The sequence below is a fragment of the Rhizobium sp. BR 317 genome, assembly GCF_047445835.1.
GTDB classification, from domain to species: domain Bacteria; phylum Pseudomonadota; class Alphaproteobacteria; order Rhizobiales; family Rhizobiaceae; genus Rhizobium; species Rhizobium paranaense.
Genome location: NZ_JARWLB010000004.1, coordinates 343,790 through 370,221 on the forward strand (window position 1 = coordinate 343,790; position 26,432 = coordinate 370,221).

Annotated in this window: 22 protein-coding genes; 16 read left to right on the forward strand and 6 right to left on the reverse strand. The window is 61.4% G+C overall.

The features are described 5' to 3' along the window. Window positions 1-2 precede the first annotated feature (2 nt). Entirely contained in the window at window positions 3-1,592 is a 1,590-nt protein-coding gene (locus QD357_RS09055; RefSeq protein WP_107109030.1) for a phytoene desaturase family protein, read from the forward strand. 27 nt (window positions 1,593-1,619) lie between these two features. Next, the gene (locus QD357_RS09060) at window positions 1,620-2,126 is read left to right on the forward strand and encodes a MarR family winged helix-turn-helix transcriptional regulator (RefSeq protein WP_028754698.1); all 507 of its coding nucleotides are present in this window, start codon (window positions 1,620-1,622) and stop codon (window positions 2,124-2,126) included. 322 nt (window positions 2,127-2,448) lie between these two features. Here QD357_RS09060 and QD357_RS09065 read toward each other — a convergent pair whose 3' ends face one another. Genes QD357_RS09065 through QD357_RS09075 form a run of 3 tightly spaced genes read right to left on the reverse strand, consistent with a single transcriptional unit; the run spans window position 2,449 to window position 6,335 of the window. After that, on the reverse strand, window positions 2,449-2,610 hold the full coding sequence (locus QD357_RS09065; RefSeq protein WP_181316091.1) for a hypothetical protein: 162 nt from the start codon (window positions 2,608-2,610) through the stop codon (window positions 2,449-2,451). Continuing rightward, complete coding sequence (locus tag QD357_RS09070; RefSeq protein WP_414124139.1) at window positions 2,610-4,172, reverse strand: indolepyruvate oxidoreductase subunit beta family protein; 1,563 nt, start codon at window positions 4,170-4,172, stop codon at window positions 2,610-2,612. Before QD357_RS09070 ends, QD357_RS09065 begins: the two co-directional genes overlap by 1 nt. Window positions 4,173-4,181: 9 nt before the next feature. Next, window positions 4,182-6,335 (reverse strand): indolepyruvate ferredoxin oxidoreductase subunit alpha, encoded by a 2,154-nt coding sequence (locus QD357_RS09075; RefSeq protein WP_107109032.1) that lies wholly within the window; start codon window positions 6,333-6,335, stop codon window positions 4,182-4,184. 376 nt (window positions 6,336-6,711) lie between these two features. Here QD357_RS09075 and QD357_RS09080 point away from each other — a divergent pair, with 376 nt between their 5' ends. From QD357_RS09080 to QD357_RS09100, 5 genes are all read left to right on the forward strand, one after another. Beyond that, the gene (locus tag QD357_RS09080; RefSeq protein ID WP_107109033.1) at window positions 6,712-8,247 is read left to right on the forward strand and encodes an ABC transporter substrate-binding protein; all 1,536 of its coding nucleotides are present in this window, start codon (window positions 6,712-6,714) and stop codon (window positions 8,245-8,247) included. Window positions 8,248-8,476: 229 nt separating this feature from the next. After that, window positions 8,477-9,484 carry an ABC transporter permease gene (locus tag QD357_RS09085; RefSeq protein ID WP_107109034.1) on the forward strand — a complete coding sequence of 336 codons (1,008 nt, stop codon included), beginning with the start codon at window positions 8,477-8,479 and terminating at the stop codon, window positions 9,482-9,484. Further along, window positions 9,477-10,367 carry an ABC transporter permease gene (locus QD357_RS09090; RefSeq protein ID WP_107109035.1) on the forward strand — a complete coding sequence of 297 codons (891 nt, stop codon included), beginning with the start codon at window positions 9,477-9,479 and terminating at the stop codon, window positions 10,365-10,367. Before QD357_RS09085 ends, QD357_RS09090 begins: the two co-directional genes overlap by 8 nt. Next, a complete protein-coding gene (locus QD357_RS09095; protein WP_107109036.1) occupies window positions 10,364-11,236 on the forward strand; it encodes an ABC transporter ATP-binding protein in 873 nt (290 codons plus the stop codon). Before QD357_RS09090 ends, QD357_RS09095 begins: the two co-directional genes overlap by 4 nt. After that, window positions 11,233-12,081: an ATP-binding cassette domain-containing protein gene (locus QD357_RS09100; protein ID WP_107109037.1), complete on the forward strand. Its 849-nt coding sequence runs from the start codon at window positions 11,233-11,235 to the stop codon at window positions 12,079-12,081. Before QD357_RS09095 ends, QD357_RS09100 begins: the two co-directional genes overlap by 4 nt. Before the next feature lie 5 nt (window positions 12,082-12,086). Here the strand turns inward: QD357_RS09100 and QD357_RS09105 are convergent, their stop codons facing one another. Then, a complete protein-coding gene (locus QD357_RS09105) occupies window positions 12,087-13,697 on the reverse strand; it encodes an AMP-binding protein (protein WP_107109038.1) in 1,611 nt (536 codons plus the stop codon). A 300-nt stretch (window positions 13,698-13,997) separates the two neighbouring features. Between QD357_RS09105 and QD357_RS09110 the strand changes: the two genes are divergently transcribed. From QD357_RS09110 to QD357_RS09145, 8 genes are read left to right on the forward strand one after another with little or no spacing between them, the layout of a single operon-like run. After that, on the forward strand, window positions 13,998-16,316 hold the full coding sequence (locus QD357_RS09110; RefSeq protein ID WP_107109039.1) for a bifunctional salicylyl-CoA 5-hydroxylase/oxidoreductase: 2,319 nt from the start codon (window positions 13,998-14,000) through the stop codon (window positions 16,314-16,316). Window positions 16,317-16,323: 7 nt separating this feature from the next. After that, the gene (locus tag QD357_RS09115; protein WP_107109040.1) at window positions 16,324-17,112 is read left to right on the forward strand and encodes an SDR family NAD(P)-dependent oxidoreductase; all 789 of its coding nucleotides are present in this window, start codon (window positions 16,324-16,326) and stop codon (window positions 17,110-17,112) included. Continuing rightward, window positions 17,109-17,960, forward strand: coding sequence for an enoyl-CoA hydratase family protein (locus QD357_RS09120; RefSeq protein ID WP_107109041.1), 852 nt, complete (start codon window positions 17,109-17,111; stop codon window positions 17,958-17,960). The genes QD357_RS09115 and QD357_RS09120 overlap by 4 nt, the downstream gene beginning before the upstream one ends. A gap of 4 nt (window positions 17,961-17,964) precedes the next feature. Further along, entirely contained in the window at window positions 17,965-19,146 is a 1,182-nt protein-coding gene (locus QD357_RS09125; RefSeq protein ID WP_107109042.1) for an acyl-CoA dehydrogenase family protein, read from the forward strand. 14 nt (window positions 19,147-19,160) lie between these two features. Further along, window positions 19,161-20,342: an acyl-CoA dehydrogenase gene (locus QD357_RS09130; RefSeq protein WP_107109450.1), complete on the forward strand. Its 1,182-nt coding sequence runs from the start codon at window positions 19,161-19,163 to the stop codon at window positions 20,340-20,342. An 8-nt stretch (window positions 20,343-20,350) separates the two neighbouring features. Continuing rightward, on the forward strand, window positions 20,351-20,782 hold the full coding sequence (locus tag QD357_RS09135) for an acyl-CoA thioesterase (RefSeq protein ID WP_107109043.1): 432 nt from the start codon (window positions 20,351-20,353) through the stop codon (window positions 20,780-20,782). Beyond that, a complete protein-coding gene (locus tag QD357_RS09140; RefSeq protein WP_104824096.1) occupies window positions 20,760-21,155 on the forward strand; it encodes a RidA family protein in 396 nt (131 codons plus the stop codon). Before QD357_RS09135 ends, QD357_RS09140 begins: the two co-directional genes overlap by 23 nt. 12 nt (window positions 21,156-21,167) lie before the next feature. Further along, window positions 21,168-23,135 carry a 3-hydroxyacyl-CoA dehydrogenase NAD-binding domain-containing protein gene (locus tag QD357_RS09145; protein ID WP_107109044.1) on the forward strand — a complete coding sequence of 656 codons (1,968 nt, stop codon included), beginning with the start codon at window positions 21,168-21,170 and terminating at the stop codon, window positions 23,133-23,135. Window positions 23,136-23,140: 5 nt separating this feature from the next. On the opposite strand, the gene QD357_RS09150 is transcribed toward QD357_RS09145, so the two are convergent. Then, window positions 23,141-24,352, reverse strand: a complete 1,212-nt coding sequence (locus tag QD357_RS09150; protein ID WP_107109045.1) for an adenylate/guanylate cyclase domain-containing protein — start codon at window positions 24,350-24,352, stop codon at window positions 23,141-23,143. 173 nt (window positions 24,353-24,525) lie between these two features. Beyond that, window positions 24,526-25,266: an SDR family oxidoreductase gene (locus tag QD357_RS09155; RefSeq protein WP_107109046.1), complete on the reverse strand. Its 741-nt coding sequence runs from the start codon at window positions 25,264-25,266 to the stop codon at window positions 24,526-24,528. A 124-nt stretch (window positions 25,267-25,390) separates the two neighbouring features. Between QD357_RS09155 and QD357_RS09160 the strand changes: the two genes are divergently transcribed. After that, a complete protein-coding gene (locus tag QD357_RS09160; RefSeq protein ID WP_107109047.1) occupies window positions 25,391-26,302 on the forward strand; it encodes a LysR family transcriptional regulator in 912 nt (303 codons plus the stop codon). The last annotated feature ends 130 nt before the right edge of the window (window positions 26,303-26,432 follow it).

Genomic DNA, 26,432 nt, shown 5'->3' on the forward strand with positions numbered 1-26,432 from the left:
CGATGACCTCCCCCGATTACATTATCGTCGGCAGTGGCATCAACGCGCTGGTCGCGGCTGCCATGCTTGGCAAGAAGGGCCGCAAGGTGCTCGTCCTCGAGCGCAACGACCGCATAGGCGGCTGCCTGCGCAGCGAGGAGATCACCGAACCAGGCTTCATCCATGATGTCATGGCAACGACGATGGTGCTGTTCCTGACGTCGCCGGCCTATGGTGCCATCGGCAAGGATTTGGAGGCCCGCGGCCTCGAATTCGCCCATGCCGACCTGCCCACCGGCGTGTTAAGACCGGATGGTTCGCACGTCATCTTCTCGAAAGATCGGCGTCGCAACATCGCCACCTTCGACGAACTGTCGCTCGGCGACGGTCAGACATTCCTGCGCGAGATGGATGCGCTGGCCGCCGACGCCCCCTTCCTGTTTTCGCTGCTCGGCGGCGCACTGTGGTCGGGCTCGACCTTGAAGGCCGTCGCCAAGCAAGGTTGGGGCCGCGGCCTGCGCAAGCTCGCCGCCTGGTTCGGCAACGCCTTGACGCCGGCTCGCGGCTATCTCGAAACCACCTATCGTTCTGAAGATATTCATGCGCTTTGGGCGCCGTGGGTGCTGCATTGCGGCCTCGGGCCAGAGAGCGCCTACTCGGCCGAGATGCTAAAGGTCATCGGCTTTGCCCTGGAGCTTGCCGGCACTCCCGTCGTCAAAGGCGGCACCGGTGCGCTGCTCACCGCCTTCGAACGGCTGATCACGGACAATGGCGGCGAGATCCGCACCGGCACCGATGTCGAAAGCATCGGTCCCGGCCCCGGCGGGCGCGCCGGCAGCGTCAAGCTTGCGGGTGGCGAAACCCTGAACGCCAATGCCGGCATCATCTGCTCTGTAACGCCGAACCAACTCTACGACCGGCTGCTGAAAGACTGGCCGACGCCGCCACCCCCGGACGTCAAGACGAGCGTTGCCCGTTATCGTTATGGCAAGGGCAATATGCAGATCCACTACGCGCTGTCCGAGCCGCCACGCTGGAAGGCGGATGCAGAACTTGCCAAGGTCGCGCTTCTTCATTTGACGCCAGGCCTCGACGGCGTTTCGCGCGCCGCCAATGAATGCGAACGGGGGCTGCTGCCGGCCGAACCGACCATCTGCGTCGGCCAGCCCACCTCCTTCGACCCCAGCCGAGCGCCAGCGGGCAAATCGATCCTCTGGCTGCAGCTTCCCGAGGCGCCGCGGCATATCAAGGGCGATGCGGCGGGCGATATTGCGATACCGGCTGACGGCCGCTGGACGGACGAGGTGCGCGAACGCTATGCCGACCGCATCGAGGCGGTGCTCGAAAGCCATATCGAGAACTTCTCCGGCATAAAGCTCGCCCGACGCGCCTATTCGCCCGCCGATCTCGAAGCCATGAACATGAATCTCGTCGGCGGCGACCCCTATGGCGGCTACTGCGGCATAGACCAGTTTTTCCTCTGGCGCCCCTTCAAGTCCTCTGTTAACCACCGCACCCATGTAGCAGGCCTGTACCACATTGGGGCTTCGGCACATCCTGGGCCGGGTCTCGGAGGAGGTTCGGGTTTCCTGCTTGCATCATCATTAAAATAACAGGAATCCACGGGGAGATATCATCTTATGGAGGAACGGTTTTCAGGTACCGTTTTGCGGCGTCGCAAGGAGGGCACGGAAAAACGTCCGACCATGGGCGAGATAGGGCTCAACCACTTTGCCCCCTACCTGATGAACCGGCTGATGGCCCGCTGGAACATCAACATGTCGGAAGAGCTGCGCGAATACGACATGACGACTGCGAAGATGCGGGCTCTCGCCGTCCTCAGCGTGTCCTCCTCGGTCACCATCAACGAACTCTCCGTCTTTGCCGTCACCGAACAATCGACGATGAGCCGCACGCTGGATTCGTTGGAGCAGCAAGGCTTCATCCGCCGCCAGCCCCGCACCGAGGACATGCGCATCCGCGACGTCTCCATCACCGAAGAAGGCCGCGCCGCCTTCGAAAAGGTCTGGCCAACCATGTACGATCTGTTTCTGCAGATGTTCGATGGCGTGGAAGAAACGGAGTACCGGGCGTTCATCTCGACGCTACACAAGGTGCTGCACAATATCCGCAAGCATGAGATTTGAGGACGCTTATCCCGCCCTTGGCAGGCGGGAAAGCAAATTCTTATATTTAGCCGCAAGGCTAAGTATTAGAATTTGCAAGGGCGGGGGTAGGCAGGGACGCACAGAACCCCTGAACTAAGTTGAGCAAGGCACGGACCCCTGCTCTGGCAATTTCAATGGCTTAGAAATTGCGCCAAACTTCCGCACATGGCGCGCCTCCTGTGCCGCAATTCCTAAACCAGTGAAATTGCTTTCTCGCCCGCCAAGGGCGAGATAAGACTCCGCGCTCGCCGCAGCTCCTCGGCCAGAGCGCACTCTTGAAGTAGAAAAAGCGAACTTCTCACTACGACGGAGATTGGACATCATCACCCAGCTTGAGTTTTTCTGCGTGATAGGTGCGTAACTCCTCGAAGACATCCTCAGCCGAGACATCTGGACGGCCGTCCTCAAGCGCTTGTCGTATCTTTGCCCGAATCTTCTCATTCTGGGCATGGTCGTCAATCATCACAGCGTCGCCACCGTCTTCAGCGCCCCATCGAGCGCAATCCCCTTCTCATCCAGCAACGCCGCCTGCCTCAACGTCTTCATCCACGCTGCCCCGTCGTCGCGATCACGCAGCATCGATAGCGCCGACATCACGCGATCGAACTTGGAAAGGCCGCGCGCATGGGTGTCGGAATAGCCTTTGACCAGACGGCGGTTGTTGAGGACTTCGACGGCGAGATCGTAGTTTACCTCAAACAAGTCGGTCGCGGCTGCAAGCCAGGTTTCGCGATGCTCGGTTTCGCGCATATGGCGCAGCGTACCGCGGCGGGTTCGGCGCAGCGCTGAGACGATGTAAAGCCCGAGGAACCAGAAGAGCGTTCCGGTCTGCACACGGCGGCCTTTGTTGACGAGACGATCCAGGCGATTGAAGAGCTTGGGCCGGCCCTCGATCCAGAGGCCGAGGCCTTTCGGCAAGGTGCCGCAAACCTCTTCCATGCGTGGATGCATATATTCGGTCACATAGACGATCTGGTCGTCCTTGGCGCCAACTTCCTTGCGTACGCGATCGAAGCGCGACGCGCGCACCTTCAGATCGGCGACGCGGATGACATCGTCATAGGCCATGGCGACCGCGGTATATTTCGCTGCCTGCACGGTGAAGGCGAAATCCTTGGCCGCGCCGCCGGCCTTCTGATCCAGGGCATAGAGCGCTGCAACGCGGGTCAGATATTCATCGGCATAGGCCGGGTCCTGATAGTCGGTGAGTTTCTTGACGCCGGCAAACAGCAGCGGCAACGCCTCTTCCGGAAACTCGGTGCGGATGCGATATACGAGACCATCGAGCGCCGGATGACCAGCCGTTTCCGGCAGGGCATCGAAATGTTTCGATGGCGTCGCGGAAACGGGATCGCGCGGCTTGTCCTTGGCGCGATCGAAGGCTGCATTGAAAGCCTTCAGGCTGGGTTCGATGCCCCTGCCGCCGGCACGGATCATGGCTTCAAAGGCCTGCTTGGCGAAGGGCAGCGCCCCCGAGGCCGCGAGCGCACCGAACATCGAAGCGGAAATCACGCTGCCGTTCTTGACCGCCAGTGTTTCCATATCGAAGGCGATGGTGCGTTTGGCGGCAAAATCCGTGGCATCGACCACCACTTCCGGATTGCCGATTCCATCGCCCGGCTTCTCCTTTTCGCCGACAGCGAAGGAGCGATGCGTCGAGGCGATCAGCACGGTCTTGTCGGGCGTGACCAGGCCGCGCAGCACGGAGCGGCCGGCTTCCATCAGCTCGGCAGCCAGGACGACATCGACATCGCCCGGCGTCGGCATCAGCGAAAAGATCGGCGCATGGCCGTCACGGACCGGCAGCATCTCGATATAGTAGATCGTGGCGCCCGTGCGCTGCGCCACGCCGGGGACAGAGGTGGTCTGCGCCATCCAGCCTTCCGCTTCGGCAAGCCCGACGATCCAGTCGGCCAAGACACCGCCACCCTGCCCGCCCATGGCGAGGACTGCCAGCGATAGCGGTTTGTCGGTCGACAGACGTTGGGCGCCAATATTATTGGTCATGCTGACATGCTCGTTCATATCGATCCCTCAGTCCGCAAAGACGATGCGGCCGGCCCGGCGGCGGGCCTGCAGCCAGCCGATGACGGCCGCGCGCATGCGGGCGAGGAAGCGATCCCAGCCAGAGGGATTGTGGATGATATCGGCGCGATAGAAGGAAGGACAGAGGACGGCAGCCTCCGCCACTTCGCCGCAATTGCCGCAGCCGACGCAATTATTGTCGACCGCCGCCACCGGATCATCCTTCAGCGGATCGTCGGTATGCTTGACCGACAGCGACGGGCAGCCGGAAAGACGGATGCAGGCATGATCGCCCGTACAGACATCCTCATCGACACCAAAGCGTTCCTTGACCATGCGCGCGCCGGCCTTCACCGCCTGCGCGAATTGCGGCTTCACGCGCCGCTGCTTGTTCAGCATGCATTCCGACGAGGCGACGATGATCTTCGGGCCGGGCTCCTTCGAAGTCAGCGCCTCGCGCAGCGTGTCGCGCATCTTGCCGACATCATAGGTCCGGTCGATCTGGCGAACCCAGGTGGCGCCGATGCCCTTGACGGCGTTGACGATGGAATTGTTGGTCTTGCGGCGCGGGTTCAGCGCCCGCGAAGACGGGATGTCCTGGCCGCCGGTTGCCGCCGAATAATAGTTGTCGACGACGAGAATGACGCCGTCCTGCTTGTTGAAGACGGCATTGCCGACCGAGGTCGCCAGGCCGTTATGCCAGAACCCGCCATCGCCCATCACGGAAATAGCCCGCTTGTCGGCGGCGACATTGAAGGCGGAGGCGGCCGCCGGACCGAGGCCATAGCCCATCGTCGTGCTACCAATGTTGAACGGCGGCAGGATCGAAAACAGGTGACAGCCGATATCGCCGGAGATGTGATGCTGGCCGAGTTCATTCTCAACCAGCTTCATCGCCGCGAAAATCGGCCTTTCGGGACAGCCGACACAGAACCCCGGCGGGCGTGGCGGCACGACTTCGGCCAGCGCCTTAACCTTCGGGTCGTTGAGAACAGGCGTCGGGTCCGGCAAAGGCGGCTGGTTGCCGAGCAACACGCGCTGATGCGTTTCGACGAAGTTCTTGATGCCCTTCACCAGCACCGGCGGGGTATATTCGCCACCCATCGGCAGGACATCCTTGCCGGAAACCTTGGTCTGGATGTCACGGCGGCGCAGGATGGTGTTGAGCGACTGTTCGATATATTCCGGCGCCCCCTCCTCGACCATCAGCACGGCCTTTTTGCTCGCGCAGAATTCGGCCATCTGATCGTCGATCAGCGGATAGGCGACGTTGAGGACATAAAGCGGAATAGCCGAGTTACCGTAGACATCGGCAAGGCCGAGCTGCTGCAGCGCGCGCATGACGCCGTTATACATGCCGCCCAGCAGGATGATGCCGACGTCGCCTTCGGACGGACCGAAATATTCGTTGAGCTGACGCTTCTTGATGAAGTCGACAGCGGCCGGCCAGCGCTTCTCCAGCTTCTCCTTCTCATGCAGGAAGGAGGCCGGCGGCAGCACGATGCGGTTGACGTCGCGCACCGGATTTTCCAGCGCCTGCCTAAGCGTATATTTCGGCCGCTTGTTGTCCTTGGCATCGAACTGGCCGTGAACATGGCAGCTACGAATGCCCACCTGCAGCATGACCGGCGTATTTGAGGCTTCCGACAGTTCAAAGCCCTCTTCGACCGCCTGCACGATCGAGGGCAGGTTCGGGCGCGGATTGAGCAGCCACATCTGCGACTTCATCGCATAGGCGTGGCTGCGCTCCTGCATGATCGAGGAGCCTTCGCCATAGTCTTCGCCGATGATGATCAGCGCGCCGCCGGTGACGCCACCGGATGAGAGGTTGGAGAGCGCGTCGGAGGCAACATTGGTGCCCGCCGTCGACTTCCATGTGACGGCGCCGCGCACCGGATACATGACCGAGGCCGAAAGCATGGCGGCAGCGGCAGCTTCCGAAGCCGAAGTCTCGAAATGAACGCCCAGGTCCTCCATCACATCCTTGGCATCGGCCAACACGTCCATGAGATGGGAAATCGGCGATCCCTGGTAGCCGCCGACATAGGAAACACCGGATTGCAGCAGCGCCTTGGTGATCGCGAGAATACCTTCGCCACGGAAGATATCGCCTTCTCCAAGCTTCAGATCCTCGACTTCGCGCGCAAACGACCGTTCGGCCATCGAAGCTACCCCTTTGCCTTATCGGGCTTGTTTTAAATCATTTGCAAAATCATATTTTGAACCCCATCCGGCTGTCAACGAACAAATGGGAAACCTCGCAATCCGGCGAATCGCGCGAGGCAGACATAGAGTTGAGGGTTCAAAAAATACTATTCTGAGTCATAAATGACGAACGTACATATATGCAATTGCATAAATTATGAGCTTCATCGCCGAAATCGCGATCAAAAAAGCACGCCGGAATCTGCGAAATGCCCAGAGAAAGCGCTTGCCGGTTTTGGAGGCTTATTTTAAGATTAAAACATTCCGAAAATAAATCGCCAGTGGCAGGTGGGCGTCACGCTTCTCTGCCGCTTAACAGGGGAACGGAGTGATCATGACGACACTTACTCGGCGCGAGGCATTGAGCCTCGGCGCGGCCGCTTTCATTACGGGAATTCTCGCAGGCAGGACGAGCGTGGAAGCCGCCGAGGCCGGCACGCTGACGATTGCCTTCAATGTCAATTTGCCCTCTTTTGACCCTACCACCGGCCCCTCGGCGGTCAATCCGACGATCCAGGCGATCTATCGCTCCGTCTTCGACCAATATATCGGCCAAGGCCCGGATCTGAAATTCCAGCCGGGCTTGCTCACCGCCTGGGGCTGGAACGACGACAAGACCAAGGTCTGGATGGATGTCCGCGAGGGCGTCACCTGGCATGACGGCTCCAAGTTCACTCCGGACGACGTCGTCTGGTCGCTGGAGCGCGCCGCCAAACAAGAGACCGGCAATCCGATCCAGTTCATCTGGTCGACGGCCAACAATTATAAGGTGGAAGGCAACCGCATCACCGGCGATGTCGTTCGCTTCGAGCCGACCTATTTCAAATGGATGGCTTTCCTGACCGGCTATGTCCTGCCCAAGGATTACTACAGCAAGGTCGGCGCGGAAGGCTTCGAAAAGAAGCCCGTCGGCACCGGCCCCTACATGGTCGACGCCTATGAGGGCAATTCCTATCTGCGGCTGAAGGCGAACCCCAACTATTTCGGCGGCAAGCCGGCCTTCGATACCGTCATCTTCAAATTCGTACCGGATACGACCAGCCGCGTCGCCGAGATCGAATCCGGCTCCTCCGACGTGACGCTCGAAATCCCCTACGAGGATTTCGACCGCCTGAAGAAGAAATCGGGACTTGCCGGCGTCGCCACACCGATCTCCGATATCGGCATGATCTTCATCAGCAATGTCGATCCGATGCTGGACAAGAATGTCCGCCTCGCCGCTAATATGGCGATCGACAAGGAAGCGATCATCAAGCGCCTTCTACGCGGTTACGGCAAGCCTCTGTCAACGCTGGAAGCGCCGGAATACGAGGCCTACGACGCCTCGATCAAGATCCCCTACGATCCGGAGCAGGCCAAGAAGCTCTTGGCGGCCAGCGGCTATTCGCCGGAAAAGCCGGTGAAGTTCGGCATCAAGACTACCCGCGGCTTCAAGCCAAAGGATTACGAGATGATCCAGGCGATCGTCGGCATGTGGCGCAAGGTCGGCATCGAAGCTGATATCGAGGTCTACGAAATCGCCAAGCATTACGAGCTGCGCGCCGCCCACAAGCTCGGCCCGGCCGCCTTCTACAACTGGGGCAACGCCATCGGCGACCCGACGACCTCAACCGGCTTCGCCATGTTCGGCCCCTCGCCGCACTCAGCCTGGAAGACCAAGGATGTTGACGACATGCTGGGGCCGCTCTGGGTCGAAAAGGACGAGGCGAAGCGAATTGCCGGCTGGAAGGCTGCGATCAAGTATATCGCCGAGCAGGGCTACGTGATCCCCCTGCTGCAATATGTCCAGCCGATCGTCTATAAGTCGAGCCTGAAGGTGACGCCGAATGTTTCTGGCGCCCTGCAGCCGACACTGGTGTCGAAGGCTTGATGGGCAGAGTTTCGCTCTTGCGGCTTTGCCCCTCACCCTAGCCCTCTCCCCGCAAGCGGGGCGAGGGAACGACCTTTGTACCCTCGCCCGGGAAGGCAGTCGGATGGAAGGCTGTGGATGCGTCTTTCCCCTTCTCCCCGTCAAAATGGGGAGAAGGTGCCCGACAGGGCGGATGAGGGGCTCGGGGCTCTCCATCGCCACCAGCGAATGCGATCGGAACTCATAACGAATGCTAGCAGTTTCCATTCTCAATCGCCTGATCATGGCCGCCATCACGCTGTTCGGCGTGGCGTTGATCGTCTTCGTGCTGCTGCGCGTCGTGCCGGGCGATCCGATTGCGATGATGATATCGCCGGGCGCTACTCCGACCGATATCGCCGCGCTGCGTGCCCATTACGGCCTCGACTCCAGCCTGCCGATGCAGTTCGGCATCTGGCTGAAATCGGTTTTGACGGGTGATTTCGGAACCTCGATCTCGTTGAAGCGTGACGTTCTCTCCTTGCTCGGCGAACGCCTGCCGGCGACGCTGGAGCTAGCCTTTGCAGCCCTGGCGCTGGCAGTTCTTCTCGGCGGCACGGTCGCCATTGTCGGCACGCTTGTCCGGCGCACGCCGCTGGAGCCCATTATCGATAGCCTCAACGGCCTCTTTCTCGCCGTGCCGGATTTCGTCTGGGCGCTTGCTCTCGTGCTGGTCCTCGGCGTTCTTTTTCCGCTCTTCCCGCTTTCCGGCCGCATCGATCCGAGCATCGACGCGCAATTCACGACGCCCTTCTATCTCATAGAAAGCCTGGTCACCTTCCGTTTCTCGATCTTCGCGGATATCGTCTCCCACATGGTCATGCCGGTGCTGGCGCTTGGCCTGCCGCTCGCCGCCATCATCGCCCGTGTGCTGAAGACGACGCTCTCGGAAGCCATGGTGCAGGACTATATTCTGCTCGCCAAACTCAAAGGCATGTCGAACCTGCGCCTGGTGCTGCAGGAAGCGCTCCGCAATGCTGTCGGCCCGACGATCGCGCTCACCGGCGTGCAGTTCACCTTCCTGATCGGCGGCACCGTCATCGTCGAGCGCATCTTCGCCTATCCCGGCATCGGCAATATGGCGATCGACGCCGTCATCAATCGCGACCTGCCCCTGATCCAGGGTCTTGTGCTGGTTTTCGGCGCCCTCTTTATTCTCATCAATCTGGCCGTCGATCTGCTGGTGGCCGCCTTCAATCCGAGGCTCGCCCATGGCTGATATCGCTGCGACCGCCTCCCTCAAACCACCACGCAACGCTAAGCGCCTGCGCGCGCTGCTATCGGAACCCAAGGTGATCTTCGGCGGCGGCTTCATCCTCATCCTGATCATCCTTGCGATCTTCGCACCCTATATCGCACCGAAAGACCCGCTGGAGCAGGACCTGATGTCGGGTACTTTGCCGCCCGTCTGGCTTAACGGTTCCGATCCGGGCTTTCTCCTTGGCACGGACGATCTCGGCCGCGACGTACTGTCTCGCGCCATCTTCGGCTCGCGCGTCGCCCTCATCGTCGCCTTCGTCGCGGCAGGCTTGGCGGCCTTGATCGGCACGCTGCTCGGCCTTTTCGCCGGCTGGTATGGCGGCTGGATCGACAAGGTGATCTCCAGACTCGTCGATATCTGGATGGCCTTTCCGCCGGTGCTGCTATCGATCCTGCTGGTGGCCGTTTTCGGCTCCGGCGTGCATTCGGTCATCGCCGCCATCGTCATCATCGACTGGACGCGCTTCTGCCGCGTCGTACGCTCCGAAACCCAGGCGCAGGCACAAATGGATTATGTCACCGCCGCCCGCACGATCGGCTTCTCGCGTGCAAAAATCCTGTTCAGCGAAATCCTGCCAAATGTCGCGCCTGTGCTGATCGCCCTCGTCAGCCTGGAGATGGGTATCGCCGTCATCGTCGAGGCCATCCTTTCCTTTGTCGGCCTGTCGGTCTCCTCGGACACGCCGACCTGGGGCGGCATGATCGCCCAAGGTAGGCAGATCATCTATGACGGCTGGTGGGTGCTCCTCGTGCCGCTCATCGCACTCTTCGCCACGGTGCTTGCCTTCAACCAACTCGGCGACGGCCTGCGCCGCGCCCTCGACCCGGTGATGCGCCGATGACCGAACCGCTTCTCTCCATCACCGGCTTGAACGCCGTCTCCGACCGCGATGACGGCGCGCCTATCCTGCGCGATGTCTCCCTGATATTGCAACGCGGCGAAGTCCGCGGCCTCGTCGGCGAAAGCGGCGCCGGCAAATCCACTATCGCCAAGGCCTTGCTCGGTATTTTGCCACGTACCGTACGCGTTACCAGCGGCTCAATTCTATTCGAAAGCCACGACTTGCTGAAACTGCCCGCGAAGCAGCTTCGCGACATCATGGGCAACGAGATCTCGCTGATCCCGCAGGACCCGCAGACCGCCCTCAATCCCGGCCGTCGCATCGAGGCGCAATTGACCGACGGTTTGCGGCTGAAGCGCGGCCTGTCTTCGCGCGATGCCAGGCTGCGGGCCCTGAAATTGCTGACGGAAGTACATATCCGCGATCCTGAACGGGTATTGCGCGCCTATCCGCACGAACTCTCCGGCGGCATGCGCCAGCGCATATTGATCGCCGCCGCCTTCGCGCTGGAGCCAAAACTGGTCGTTGCCGACGAGCCGACGACAGCGCTCGATGTCACGGTACAGAAGCAGATCCTGCGGCTAATCCGCGGCCTGCAGGAAGCGCACGGCACCGCCGTCATCTTCGTCACCCACGATCTTGGCGTCGTCGCGCAGATCTGCGACACCGTCACCCTGCTTTATGCCGGCAAGGTTATCGAGGAAGGCCGCACTGCTGACGTGCTCGGCAATCCCCAACACATCTATACGAAATCCCTCATCGCCGCCGGTCCGCGCTATGACCGGCCCGATGCCGGGCTGACGCCGGTGCCGCAAGCGGTTTTCGAACAATTGCGCCATGAAATCGGCATTCGGGAGGGCGGAAGATGAGTGCGTCCGACATACTCCTCTCCGCCAAAGGCCTCGACGTCACCTACGGCGCCAAGCGTCATCTTTTTGGCCCCGCCGACGGCGGCAACAGGGTGCTGCACAGCGTCGATGTCGACATCCGCCGCGGCGAGACTGTTGGCATCGTTGGCGAAAGCGGCTCCGGCAAGACGACGCTTGGACGGGCGCTGCTGCGGCTGGTCGACCTCTCCGCCGGCACGATCCATTTCGACGGCAAGGACATTACTCACATGCCGGACACCGAGATGCGGCCGCTGCGCCGGCGCATGCAGATGATCTTCCAGGACCCCATGGCCTCGCTCAATCCGCGCCATACGATCCGCCGCATTCTGGTCGAGCCGCTGTTGCTGCACGGGCTGGTGACTGACCGGCAGGCCGCCGAACGCCGGGTCGCTGCCATCCTCGACCGCGTGACGCTGCCGCATGCCTGTCTCGACCGCAATCCGCATGAGCTTTCCGGCGGCCAGCGCCAGCGCATCGGCATCGCCCGCGCCGCCCTGCTGGAGCCGGATTTCGTGCTTGCCGACGAAATCGTCTCCGGCCTCGATGTCTCGACGCAGGCGCAAGTGCTGAATTTGCTGAAGGAGCTTTCCCGCGATCTCGGCCTGTCCATGGCTTTCATCAGCCACGATCTCTCCGTCATTCGCGCCGTTTGCGACCGCGTCTATGTGATGCGCCGCGGCCGCGTCGTAGAGGAAGGCGATTGCGAACGTGTCTTTGCAGCACCGGCCTCCGGCTATACCCGCATGCTGCTGGACGCCATCCCGCTGCCGGAGATCGACCCGACCTGGCTCGGTCGCGAAACCGAGCAGGAGGATGCGGCTTAAGCCAGCTATTTGAGCCGAAAACGCTGGATCTTGCCCGATTCCGTCTTCGGCAAAGCGTCCACGAAGACGATCGAGCGGGGATATTTATAGGGCGCGATCATTGCCTTGACGTGATCCTGCAGCGTCTTCACCAGCAAATCCGAGCCGGCGATGCCGGGCATCAACACCACATGCGCCTGAACAATATGGCCGCGATCTTCATCGGGCTTGCCGACGACAGCGCATTCCAACACGTCACCATGCGATAGAAGTGCCGCCTCCACTTCCGGCCCGGCAATATTGTAGCCGGCCGAAAGAATAATATCGTCGGAGCGTGCGGCGAAGTGGAGATAGCCGTCTTCATCCTGGATGAAGCTGTCCCCCGTCACGTTCCAGCCATCCCTGACATAATCGCCCTGACGGTGGTCGGCGAGGTAGCGGCAACCGATCGGGCCGCGAACCACCAGCTTGCCGATCGTGCCGCGCGGGACTTCGTTCATGTCGTCGTCGACGACGCGCGCCTCGTAGCCGGCAAGCGGCTTGCCGGTGCAATTGGGCTTGGCATCGTCAAGCCGGTTGGAAATGAAGATATGCAGCAACTCGGTCGAGCCGATACCGTCGAGGATCGGCTTGCCAGTCTTTCGCGTCCACTCTTCGAAGATGGGCCCCGGCAGCGTCTCGCCGGCCGAAACCGCAATGCGGAGGGAAGAAAGATCCGCCCCTTCCTCCATCGCCGCCAGCATGGCGCGATAGGCAGTCGGCGCGGTGAAACTGATCGTCGCGCCATATTCCTGAATGATCTCGATCATATTCTTCGGCGAGGCGTTTTCGAGTAGCGCCGTCGACGCTCCGAACCGCAGCGGGAATACGACGAGACCACCAAGCCCGAAGGTAAAGGCGATCGGCGGTGAGCCGATGAAAACATCCTCGGGCGTTACCTGCAGGACTTCCTTGGCATAGGCATCGGCGATGATGAGGATATCCCGATGGAAATGCATGGTGGCCTTGGGAACGCCCGTCGACCCCGAGGTGAAGCCGAGCAGCGCCACATCATCCCGCCCCGTCTTTGCCGCCTCGAAACGCACCGGCTTGTTGAGCGCGATGCGATCAAGCTCTGCGTCGTGATTGGCGGTGCCGTCGAAGCCGACGACCTGCTTCAGAAACCGGCTTTCCTTCGCCGCCGCAACGAGATCTTCCAGCAGCCTCGTGTCGCAGAGCGCAAAAGTGATTTCCGCCTTGTCGATGATCTTCGACAACTCGCCTGATCGCAGCATCGGCATGGTGTTGACCGCGACGGCGCCGACCTTGGTCACAGCCAACCAGCAGGCAATCATCGCCGGATTGTTGCCCGAGCGGATGAGAACGCGATTGCCGGGCTTGATACCGAAATTCTCGACAAGCGCATGGGCGATGCGATTGGTCCAGTCCGCCAGCTCCTTGTAGGTACGCCGGCGGCCGTTGCCGATCAGCGCGACATGATCGCCGAAACCGCGCTCGACCATGCGGTCGCTGAGTTCGACACCGGCATTCAGCCATTCGGGATAGTCGAAACCGTCCAGCAGCAGCTCCGGCCATTCCCCTGCTAGCGGCAGGTTGTCCCGCGTGAATGTATCGGCATGACCCGTCGGTCCAAGCATGGTTCGCTCCCGCATTCCTCTCGACCCAATTCGACACCCAACGCCGATCTCCCGGTAGCGTGTGCAGCATCGCGGAAAATGATTGCACCGAAGGCGCAAATGTTCAAGCAAGAAATTTTAAGCCTAAAATAATTTAATACCCATTGATTTCACAGGATATTTTGATCTGATTGCGCCATCGGAATCGCATTTCGGGCTCAAAATCCCGCAACACAACTCTTGACGAATGGTGGCGACAAGATATTTTAAACTTAAATAATTTTCGTGACCCGGGCTTCGGCGTCACAGGAGGGATAAGCGATGCAAATCGTCTGTATCGGCGGCGGACCCGCGGGCCTCTATTTCGGGCTTCTGATGAAGAAGTTGCATCCCGAGCTTTCCATCAAGGTCGTTGAGCGCAACCGCCCCTATGACACCTTCGGCTGGGGTGTCGTCTTCTCCGATGCCACCATGGTATCGATGCGCGAATGGGATCCGGAAAGCGCCGCCGAGATCGAAGATGCCTTCAATCATTGGGATGATATCGAGGTCTGGTTCAAGGGCACGCGCCAGCGCACCTCCGGCCACGGCTTTGTCGGCATCGGCCGCAAGAAGCTGCTGAATATCCTGCAGAAGCGCTGCGAAGCGCTTGGCGTCGAGCTGATCTTCGAGACCGACGTAACGTCCGATCTCGACTTTCCGGACGCCGATCTGATTATCGGTTCGGATGGTCTTAACTCGAAGATTCGTAACCACTATCCCGACGTCTTCCAGCCGGACATGATCACCCGGCCGAATCGCTACATCTGGCTCGGCACCAACAAGCTCTACGACGCATTTACCTTCGATTTCCGCAAGAGCGAGTACGGCTGGTTCCAGGCGCATATCTACAAGTTCGACGACAAGACCTCGACCTTCATCGTCGAAACCACCGAGGAAGCCTATCTTGCCCACGGTCTCAACAAAATGGATCAGGACGGCTCGATCGCCTTCTGCGAAAACTTGTTCTCGGAAGTGCTCGACGGCGCCTCGCTGATGACCAATGCCCGCCATATCCGCGGCTCGGCCTGGCTGAACTTCAACCGGCTGATCTGCGGCAAGTGGAGTCATTTCAACGGCAATTCGCATGTCGTGCTGATGGGCGACGCCGCCCACACCGCGCATTTCGCCATCGGCTCCGGCACGAAACTCGCCATTGACGACGCGATCGAGCTGACCCGGCAATTCCAGATCCACGGGCACAGCAAGGAAAAGATTCCGGCGATTCTCGAAACCTATGAAGAGATCCGCCGCGTCGACGTCGCCCGCATCCAGAACGCGGCGCGCAATGCCATGGAATGGTTCGAAGTGGTCGGGAGGCGCTATGCCGACACGCTAGAACCCGAGCAGTTCATGTATTCGATGCTCACCCGCTCGCAGCGCATCAGCCACGAGAACCTGCGGCTGCGCGATAAGGACTGGCTGGAAGGTTATGAACGCTGGTTCGCCAAGAAATCCGGCCTTGCGGTCGGCAACGAGCGCTGCCTGCCGCCGATGTTCACGCCCTATCAGCTACGCGACGTGACGCTCATCAACCGCATCGTAGTCTCGCCCATGGCGATGTATTCGGCAGAAAACGGCGTGATGAACGATTTTCACATCATCCATCTCGGCTCACGCGCGCTCGGTGGTGCTGGTCTCGTCTTTGCGGAAATGACCTGCGTCACGCCCGATGCCCGCATTACCCCCGGCTGCCTCGGCCTCTGGAACGAAGAACAGGCGGCACAGTGGCGGCGGCTTGTCGAATTCGTCCATTCAAACAGCGCCGCCAAGGTCGGCATCCAGCTCGGCCATGCCGGCCGCAAAGGGGCAACCAAAGTTGCCTGGGAGGGCATCGATCAGCCAGTAGCCGAAGGCGAATGGCCGCTGATCTCGGCATCCGCCGTTCCCTATCTCAGGAATAGTCAGATACCCAAGGCCATGGACCGCGCCGATATGGACCGCGTCAAGGCCGATTTCGTCCGTGCGACGGAACTGGCGATCACCACGGGCGCCGATTGGCTGGAACTGCACTGCGCCCACGGCTATCTCCTGTCGAGCTTCCTGTCGCCGCTCACCAATGTGCGCGACGACGAGTACGGTGGCAGCCATGAAAACCGCGCCCGCTACCCGCTGGAAATCTTCCGGGCCATGCGCACAATCTGGCCGGAGGACAAGCCCATGTCCGTGCGTCTTTCCTGCCATGACTGGACCGATGGCGGCAACACGCCGGAGGATGCGGCGATTTTCGCGGCCCTGTTCAAGAAAGCCGGCGCCGATCTGATCGATTGTTCGTCCGGTCAGGTGTCGAAGGAGGAAAAGCCGGTCTATGGCCGCCTGTTCCAGACACCATTCTCGGACAAGATCCGCAATGAGATCGGCATTCCAACGATCGCCGTCGGCGCGATCTCGGAGGCCGATCATGCCAATTCGATCATCGCCGCTGGTCGTGCCGATCTCTGCGCTGTCGCCCGTCCGCATCTGGCCGATCCCGCCTGGTCGCTGCACGAAGCCGCCAAGATCGGCCTGACCTCGATCCCCTGGCCGAAGCAATATCTCTCCGGCAAGATGCAATATGAAAACAATCTTGCCCGCGCGGCAGCGGCCACGCCGGCGAAGTGAGCAACCGATGACGACATCAGGCAAATTTGTGGGCCGCCACGCCCTCGTCACCGGCGCCGGTAGCGGCATCGGCGCCGCGATCGCGCGGGCGCTCGCTGCCGAGGGTGCACGCGTGACGCTTGCCGGGCGAAAAAGAGAACCGCTCGAGGCCGTCGCTGCCGACATTGGCGCGAATGCTCTCGTCGTTGACGGTTTCGACGTCACCAGCGTCGAAGCGATTGCCGGCGGCGTGAACGCTGCCCGCGAAAAATTCGGCCCTGTCGATATTCTCGTCAACAATGCCGGCGAGGCACCAACTGCGCCTTTCGAGAAGACCAGCCTGGACATGTGGAATCGCGTCCTGACGGTCGATCTCACCAGCGTTTTCCTGGTGACGCAAGCTGCCCTACCCGACCTTAAAGCGCACGGAGCCGGCGCGCGCATCATCAACATCGCCTCGACGGCGGGCCTGACCGGCTACGGCTACGTGTCCGCCTATGTTGCCGCCAAGCATGGCGTCGTCGGCCTGACGCGCTCGTTGGCGCTGGAGCTGGCAAAGACTGGTATCACGGTCAACGCCGTGTGCCCCGGTTTCACCGATACGCCGATCATCGAACGCTCGATCGCCACCATCGTCGCCAAAACAGGGCGCACGGCGGAACAGGCGCTTGCGGAGTTCACGAAATCCAATCCGCAGGGACGGCTCGTCAAGCCCGAGGAGGTTGCCGACACCGTTCTTTGGTTGGCATCGCCGGCGGCGGCATCGATCAATGGTCAGGCAATTGCGGTTGCCGGTGGGGAGGTTTTAGCGGGATGAGCGATCGGGATATGACGATGCGGGGCCATCTGAAGCCCTTCAAAGATTACAAGCCGCAGCATTTCCTCTGGGAGGTCAGCGATGACGGCCGCGTCGCCACGATCCGGCTGAACCGCCCGGAGCGCAAGAACCCGCTGACGTTCGACAGCTATGCCGAACTGCGCAATCTCTTCCGCGACCTCGCCTACGCCTCTGACGTCCGCGCTATAGTGCTGACCGGAGCTGGCGGTAATTTCTCGTCCGGCGGCGATGTCTTCGAGATCATCGAACCGCTGACCCGCATGGCAATGCCCGAGCTTCTCGCCTTCACGCGCATGACCGGCGATCTGGTCAAAGCCATGCGCAAGTGCCCGCAGCCGATCATTTCCGCCGTCGACGGTATCTGCGCCGGTGCCGGCGCCATCCTCGCCATGGCCTCCGACCTGCGCCTGGCGACGTTCGAAGCCAAGACCGCCTTTCTCTTCACGCGCGTCGGCCTTGCCGGCGCCGACATGGGCGCATGCGGCATCCTTCCCCGCATCATCGGCCAGGGCCGTGCCGCTGAACTGCTGTTCACGGGTCGCTCGATGACATCGGCCGAAGGCCATGCCTGGGGTTTCTACAACAGCTTGCATGTCAGCGCTGATCTGGAGCCGGAAGCCATCAGGCTCGCCAGTTCGCTAGCGAATGGGCCATGGTTCGCGCATGGCATGACCAAGACCATGCTGAACCAGGAATGGGCGATGGGCATCGACGAGATGATCGAATCCGAGGCGCAGGCCCAAGCGGTCTGCATGGCCACCCAGGATTTCCGCCGTGCCTTCGAAGCCTTCGCCGCCAAGCGCAAGCCTGAATTCCAGGGGAATTGAGGCTATGTCCGCTGCATCAAGCCTCTCCGGGCCGAGCCGAGATCATCTGGATTGGCCGTTCTTCGATGAACGCCACCGGGAATTCGTGGCTGAAGTCGACGCTTTCGCCAAATCCTCCGCCATGGCCGATATCGACCATGGCGATGTCGACGGCACCTGCCGCAAGCTGGTCAAGGCGCTCGGCGACGCCGACCTCCTCGCTGCCGCCACAGGCACCTCGGACAGCGACCCGTTGATCGATTCCCGCCTCGTTTGTCTCGCGCGCGAAACGCTCGCCTGGCACGATGGCCTTGCCGATTTCGCTTTCGCCATGCAGGGCCTCGGCACCGGCGCGATCGGATTATCCGGCTCGCCCGAACTGCGCGACGCCGTGCTGCCGAAAGTTCGCGCCGGCGACTGGCTCGCGGCCTTTGCGCTGTCGGAAAAGGATGCCGGCTCGGATGTCGCCGCGATGAGTTGCGCGGCCCGCGCCGATGGCGATCACTATGTTCTCGATGGCGAAAAGACCTGGATTTCCAATGGCGGCATCGCCGATATCTACACCGTTTTCGCCCGCACAGGCGAGGCGCCGGGCACGCGCGGCATTTCCGCCTTCGTCGTCTTCGCTGATGATCCCGGCTTCTCGATCGCCGAACGGATCGAAGTGATCACGCCGCATCCGCTGGCGACGATCCGTTTCGAAAACTGCCGCATCCCCGCGTCGCGCCGGCTCGGCGCACCGGGCGAAGGCTTCAAGATCGCCATGCGCACACTCGATATCTTCCGCGCCTCGGTCGCCGCCGCCAGCCTTGGCTTTGCGCGGCGGGCGCTGGATGAGTCGCTGGCGCATGTCCGCACGCGGCCGATGTTCGGCGCGACGCTCGGCGACCTTCAGTTGACGCAGGCAGCCCTCGGCGATATGGCGACCGGCATCGACGCGGCAGCCCTCCTCACCTATCGAGCGGCCTGGCGTCGCGACGTGCAGCATCTGCCGACGACGCGCGAGGCGGCCATGGCCAAGATGACGGCCACGGAAACCGCGCAGGCCGTCATCGACCGCGCCGTCCAGCTTTTCGGCGGACGAGGCGTCAAAGCGGGAGAAATAACGGAAAAACTCTATCGGGAGATACGCGCACTTCGTATTTACGAAGGTGCGACGGAGGTTCAGAAACTGATCGTTGCGCGCGAACTTCTGAAGACAAATTGATGGAGATTGAGAGCATGAGCCGCGAGATTTTCGACTGGGCCGACCCGTTCCGGCTGACGGAGCAGTTGAGCGACGATGAACGCATGGTGCTTGATACCGCACATTCCTACGCGCAGGAGAAACTGGCGCCCCGCGTCCTCGAAGCCTTCCGCCATGAGAAGACCGACCCGTCGATCTTCCGTGAAATGGGCGAACTCGGCCTGCTCGGTCCGACGATCGCGCCGGAGTACGGCGGCGCCGGCCTTGGCTATGTCGCCTATGGCCTGATCGCCCGTGAGGTCGAGCGCGTCGACAGCGGCTACCGCTCGATGATGAGCGTGCAATCCTCGCTCGTCATGGTGCCGATCAATGCCTTCGGTTCAGAAGAGCAGAAGCAGAAATATCTGCCGAAGCTTGCCACCGGCGAATGGATCGGCTGCTTCGGCCTCACGGAACCTAACCACGGCTCCGATCCCGGCTCGATGGTAACCCGCGCCAAGAAGGTCGATGGCGGCTATAGCCTGACCGGTGCCAAGACCTGGATTTCCAATGCACCGATCGCCGACGTCTTCGTCGTCTGGGCCAAGACCGAAGACGGCGTTATCAGAGGTTTCATCCTGGAAAAGGGCTGGAAAGGCCTGTCAGCCCCCGCCATCCACGGCAAGGTAGGCCTGCGCGCCTCCATCACCGGCGAAGTCGTCATGGACAATGTCTTCGTGCCGGAAGAAAACCTGCTGCCGAACGTTTCCGGCCTCAAAGGCCCCTTCACCTGCCTGAACTCGGCCCGCTTCGGCATTGCCTGGGGCGCTCTCGGCGCGGCCGAGGATTGCTACGCCAAGGCGCGGCAATATGTGCTCGACCGCAAACAGTTCGGCCGGCCGCTCGCTGCCAACCAGCTCATCCAGAAGAAGCTTGCCGACATGGTGACCGAGATCACCCTCGGCCTGCAGGGTTGCCTGAGGCTCGGCCGCTTGAAGGAAGACGGCCATCCGCCGGTGGAGCTAACCTCGATCCTCAAGCGCAATAGCTGCGGCAAGGCACTCGAGATCGCCCGCGCCGCCCGCGACATGCTCGGTGGCAACGGCATTTCCGACGAGTTCGGCATCGCCCGCCATCTCGTCAACCTCGAAGTCGTCAACACCTACGAAGGCACGCACGACATCCACGCCCTCATCCTCGGCCGTGCCATCACCGGCATCGCCGCTTTTTCGAACTGAGGCCGGCCTTGGCATTCAAAACCACCAGACCCCTGCGCTTCGGAGACTGCGATCCCTCGGGGATCGCCTATTTCCCGTCGTATCTGAACATCCTCGTCGGGGTGCTGGAGGATTTTTTCGGCTCGTTGGGTTTTCCCTGGAAGGCGCTGGTCAACGACCGCCGCATCGGCGTGCCGACCGTACGGCTCGACTTGACCTTCGTGCGCCCTGGCTTTCAGGGCGATGAGCTTGATTTCGTGGTGGCGGTGCGCGGCATCGGTCGTTCCTCGCTCGATCTGGAACATCAGGTTTCGGCGAATGGTCAAGTCCTATGGACCGCCCGCCATCGTGTCGTTTCCACCTCCCTCGACACCCATCAATCGCTTGCGTGGCCGGACGATATCCGCGCTGCGCTGACCTCTCATCTGGAGATGACCGATGCACACCATCCTGCAACCTGAAGGCTGGGCCAAGCCGATCGGCTATGCCAATGGCATGGCGGCAACCGGTCGCATGGTGTTCGTCGGCGGCCAAGTCGGCTGGAACGCCGCGTGCGAATTCGAAAGTGACGATTTCGTCGAGCAGGTGCGCCAGACGCTGAAGAATGTCGTCGCCATTCTCGCCGAGGGCGGCGCCAAGCCGCAGCACATCACCTCGATGACCTGGTATTTCACCGATAAGAGCGAATATCTCGCCAATCTCAAGGGCATCGGCCAGGTCTATCGCGAGATCATCGGCCGGCATTTTCCAGCCATGGCCGCCGTGCAGGTCGTCGCCCTCGTGGAGGACCGCGCCAAGATCGAGATCCAGGCGACCGCCGTTATTCCGGAATAGGATGGGCTCGCCATGTCGGCATCGCGCTTTTCGGATACTGTTTCGGCGACGCTGACCGATGACGTTCTCGTCGTCACCATCGACAATCCGCCCGTCAATGCACTCTCCGCCGATGTCCGCGCCGGCCTCATGACGGCGCTCGATCGCGCCGAGAAGGACAACGCGGTCGTTGCTGTCATATTGACGGGGGCAGGCAACACTTTCATCGGCGGCGCCGATATTAAGGAATTCGGCAAACCGCCCGTTGAGCCGCTGCTGCCGCAAGTCATTGCCCGCATCGAAGATTTCTCCAAACCCGTTGTTGCCGCTATGAACGGCGCCACGCTCGGCGGCGGCCTGGAAGTGGCACTCGCCTGCCACAAGCGCGATGCCGTGCCCTCCGCGAAAATCGGCCTGCCAGAAGTCAAGCTCGGCATCGTTCCCGGTGCCGGCGGTACGCAACGCCTCCCCCGCCTGATCGGCACCGCCGCTGCCATCGAACTGATCTCCAATGGACGCGTTGTCTCGGCCAGCGAAGCAAACAAACTCAGTATCATCGATAGCCTGGTCGAAAACTCGCTGATCGCTGCGGCCATTGCCGCCGCCAAGAGCGCAGCCGATCTTCCCTTGCGACGCACCGGCAAATTGCCTGTCCCGTCAGACTCTGAGGAGGCCATCGACAAAGCGGTCGCGGAAGCTCTTCGCAAGGCGCGTGGTCAGCACGCGCCCGCCGAAGCCGTCCGCCTTGTTCGCCTTGCCGCGACGACATTGCTGGACGAGGGACTCGCCGAAGAACGCCGCACCTTCGTCGCCCTTCGGGATAGCGAAGAGGCTGCAGCCCTGCGCCACGTCTTTTTCGCGGAACGCGCCGCCGGCAAGGTCGAAGGCCTGGAAAAAGTTGCGCCGCGCAAGATCGAAACCGTCGGCCTCGTCGGCACCGGCCTCATGGGCTCCGGCATTGCAGTGGCGGCCTTGAACGCCGGCTACCGCGTCGTCGGCATCGAGCAAACCCGGGAAGCCGCCGACAAAGGCCGAGAGCGGATTACCGGCATCCTCGACAAAGCTGTACAATCCGGCCGCCTCGATACAGCAGGCCGCGACGATCGCCTGAGCCGGTTGGCGGTCGCCGCCGATGCGCAGGAGTTCGCGCAAGCCGATCTCATCATCGAAGCCGTCTTCGATGATCTGACCGTCAAGACCGAGCTGTTCCAGCGCCTTGATGGCATCGTACGCGCCGACACCATCCTTGCGACCAACACCAGCTACCTCGATCCAAATATCATCGCCGCCGCAACCGCGCATCCTGAGCGGGTCGTCGGCCTGCATTTCTTTTCGCCCGCCAACATCATGCGGCTGCTGGAAGTCGTGAATTGCCACAAGACCGCGCCTGATGTGCTGGCAAGCGCCCTCGCCTTCGCCAAGCGCCTCGGAAAACTACCGGTCGTCTGTGGCGTCACCGAGGGCTTCATCGGCAATCGCATCTTTTCTGCCTATCGCCGCGAAGCCGAATTCATGGTCGAGGACGGCGCGCTGCCGCATGAAATCGATGCGGCGCTGGAAGCCTATGGCTTCCCGATGGGTCTCTTCGCCGTCTACGACATGGCCGGCCTCGAAATCGCCTGGGCGCGGCGCAAACGCCAGGCGCCAACACGCGATCCTGCCGCCCGCTATGTCGTCATCGCCGATCGCCTCTGCGAAGCCGGCCGCTTCGGTCAGAAGGCCGGGCGGGGCTGGTACAGCTATCCGGATGGCCAGCGCACGGTAGATCCCGAAGTCACAGCGCTGATCGAAGCCGCCCGCGCCGAAAAAGGCATTGCGCCGAAGAGCTTTACCGCAGACGAGATCGTCACCCGGCTGCTGAAGGCGATGGCCGATGAGGGCGAGGCGCTCTTGGCCGAGGGCATCGCCGCCCGCGCCAGCGATATCGATCTGGTGATGATCAACGGCTACGGTTTCCCGCCGCACAAAGGCGGCCCGATGTTCGCCGGAGGTCGCCGTTGAGGTGATCAAGCCGCCGAAGACAGCAGCGTGAACAGCTCCTGCGGCCGGTTGACGCCGCGCAGCGCGTAGCGGCCGACGGAGACGAGATCGTTGCTCTGGCTGGACGCCAGAGCGGAGACGAAATTCGACGACATCAGGATGTTGCGATCGGCCGAACGGCACATGGACGCAATGCGGCTAACCTCGTTGACGGCCGGGCCGATGACGGTGAAATCCAGCCGGTCCATGCTGCCGATATTGCCGTAAAAGACATCGCCGATATGCAGGCCGAGATAGACGTCCGTCACCGGCCTGCCCTCGATCTGCCGCTGGGAATTGAGATCGCGCAGCCGCTGGCGCAGCAACGATTCCGCCATCAGCGCCGCAGCGCAAGCATCCCCCGCATCGCGCGCCTTGAAGATCGCCAGCGTGCCGTCGCCGATCAGCTTCAACACGTTGCCCCCTGCCTCGTGGATCGAGGAAATCACAGCGTCCGCATAAGCATTCAGCATCGGAATGATTTCATCGGGCTCGGCTGTGTCCGAAATGCGGGTATAGTTGGCGAGATCGGAGAACCACAGTGCCGCCGAGATCCGCTCGGCCTTACCGCGTGTGATCTTGCCTTCGAGAACATGCCGGGCGGCATCCTCGCCCAGATAGACCTCGGCAATGGTGCGCGCGATGCGTCCCATAGCAGTGCATTTGATCGCCAATGCCAGGGCCGGTGTCAGCTTACGCAGCACGCGCAGGTCCTCGTCAGGGAAACCCACTCCGGCGGTGGTGGCAAAATGAGAATAGAAACAATCCATCTCGCCGATGGTGCCGCCTTCCTCGAACCGGTGCACCATGGCGAGGTAATCGGTGTGGCCATCAGTCTTCAACGTGTCGAGCCCGAAGAAATCGATCGGGTCGCCGAAGCCGATGCGGCGACGCACCTCGTCTCCGCCTGTTTCCAGCAAATGATAGAAGGAGGAACGCAGCCAGTTCTCGGCGGCGATCCCTTGATGCGACGGCCCATATTCGAACTCGCGTTCAATCACCTGGTTGCCGTCCCAGCGGAAGGCTCGCCCCTCGTAGACCGGATGCAGCGTATCCATCAGCGCCATGGCGCGGTCGACGTTCAGCCCGCGCTCTCGGCATGCCTCGCAGAAGCCTGCCAGGATGTCGGCTTCTCCCATGCCTTTGAGGCCGCTCTGCATGAGCCAGGAGGCGATTTCGCCAATGTCCTTATCGTTCATGGATATCTCCCGCCCCAGAAAGGATTCGCTTTAATACCAAATAGGCAGGCTTGAAGTGTTGCACAACGCAAAATAGTCCACCCAAAACAAATGATCGCCGCTCCTGCGGGACGGAAGCGGCGATTTGACGCGCTGGTAGCGACGGGACTCATCCCGCCGCCACCTGGGAGGGTTCAGATCATGCCGCCATTGGCGCGCAGCGTCTGACCGTTGATCCAGCCGCCGTCCGGGCCGGCGAGGAATGAGACGGCAGCGGCGATGTCTTCCGGCGTACCCAGCCGCTCCAGCGGGTTCATCTTGGCCATGCGATCGATCAGCTCGTCGCTCTTGCCGTTGAGGAAGAGGTCGGTCGCCGTCGGGCCGGGCGCCACGGCATTGACCGTGATCGAACGGCCGCGCATTTCCTTGGCCATGATGCCGGTCAGCGTTTCGACGGCGGCCTTGGTTGCAGCGTAAACGCCATAAGTCTCGAGCTTGAGCCCGACGACGCTGGTCGAGAAGTTGATGATCCGGCCGCCGTCGCGCAGGCGCTTGCCGGCTTCGCGCAGCGCATTGAACGTCCCCTTCAGATTGATGGCGATGTGCCGATCGAAATGGGCGTCGTCGGCATCGGCGATCTTGGCGAGCTGCATGATGCCGGCATTGTTGACCAGCACGTCGACGCCCCCAAAAGCGGCTTCGGCAGCATCGAACATGCGACGCACGGCTTCGGCATCGGAAACATCAGCCTTGGCGGTCAGCGCCTTGCCACCCTTTCCTTCGATCTTGCGGGCAAGCTCCTCGGCGGCGGCTTCGCTGCCGGAGTAATTGATGACGACCGTGAAACCGTCCTTTGCAAGACGCTCCGCAACCGCCGCGCCGATACCGCGAGATGCACCGGTAACGATAGCTACCCTGTTGGAGTTATTGGCCATTGTCTTCATCCTTCGCTGTAATTGCGCTGTAGCGCGTTTCGATGAGAGGAAGATGCCTCTTTTCAAACGGCGGATAATCAGCCATTAATCGGCATCACTAGCCGAAATTTCCGAACAAAGAAAAATGGACAGATTCGATGCCATGCGGGTATTTTCCCGCGTCGTGGAACGGCGCAGCTTCACGCTGGCTGCTGAAGATACCGGTCTGCCGCGCTCCACGGTGACGGATGCCGTCAAACAATTGGAGGCGCGCCTCGGCGTTCGCCTGCTGCAGCGAACGACGCGGCATGTCAGCCCGACGTTGGATGGCGAGGCCTACTATCAGCGTTGCCTGCGCATTCTATCAGACATAGAGGACGCCGAGGGTGCCTTTGCCGGCGCCAAGCCGAAGGGTCTCCTGCGCGTCGACGTCCATGGAACATTGGCCCGGCATTTCGTACTCCCGAACCTGTCGTCTTTCCTGGAGACCTATCCGGAAATCGAGCTTTACATGACAGAGGGCGACCGCCTTGTTGACCTCATTCGCGAAGGCATCGATTGTGTGCTGCGTGTCGGCACACCACAGGACAGCGACATGATCGCTCGCCGCGTCGCCATGCTGGAGGAGATCACGCTGGCGGCACCTGCCTATATCGAACGCTTCGGCATGCCGCTGCATCCGGACGCCCTCGACGGTCACCGCATGGTCGGCTTCCGCTCCTCGGCGACCGGCGTATTGCTGCCGCTAGAATTCATCGTCGACGGCGCAGTGCGCAATATCGCCTTGCCCGCGACGGTCTCCGTCAATGCTGCAGAGAGTTATTTTTCAGCGGCCAAGCTCGGCCTCGGCCTGATCCAGGTGCCGCGCTATCACGCCGAATATGCCCTGAAATCCGGCGAGCTGGTTCACGTCCTCAAGGACTTTCCACTGACGAAGACACCCGTCTCCATGCTCTATCCCCGCAACCGCCAACTCTCACCACGGGTGCGCGTCTTCATCGACTGGCTCGTCAAGGTTTTTGCCCGGCAGACCGAGGTGGAAAGCGGCGCTGGATAAATATTCCATCGAACCGATCAAATAAATGAAATCGGCTCTTTGAATGCGCCGATTAGGCTCCTACGTCGAGGGAGACATTCTCGCTGGCTTGCCCGCACATGCCGCCATGAACCCGTGATGTTCGAGAGGG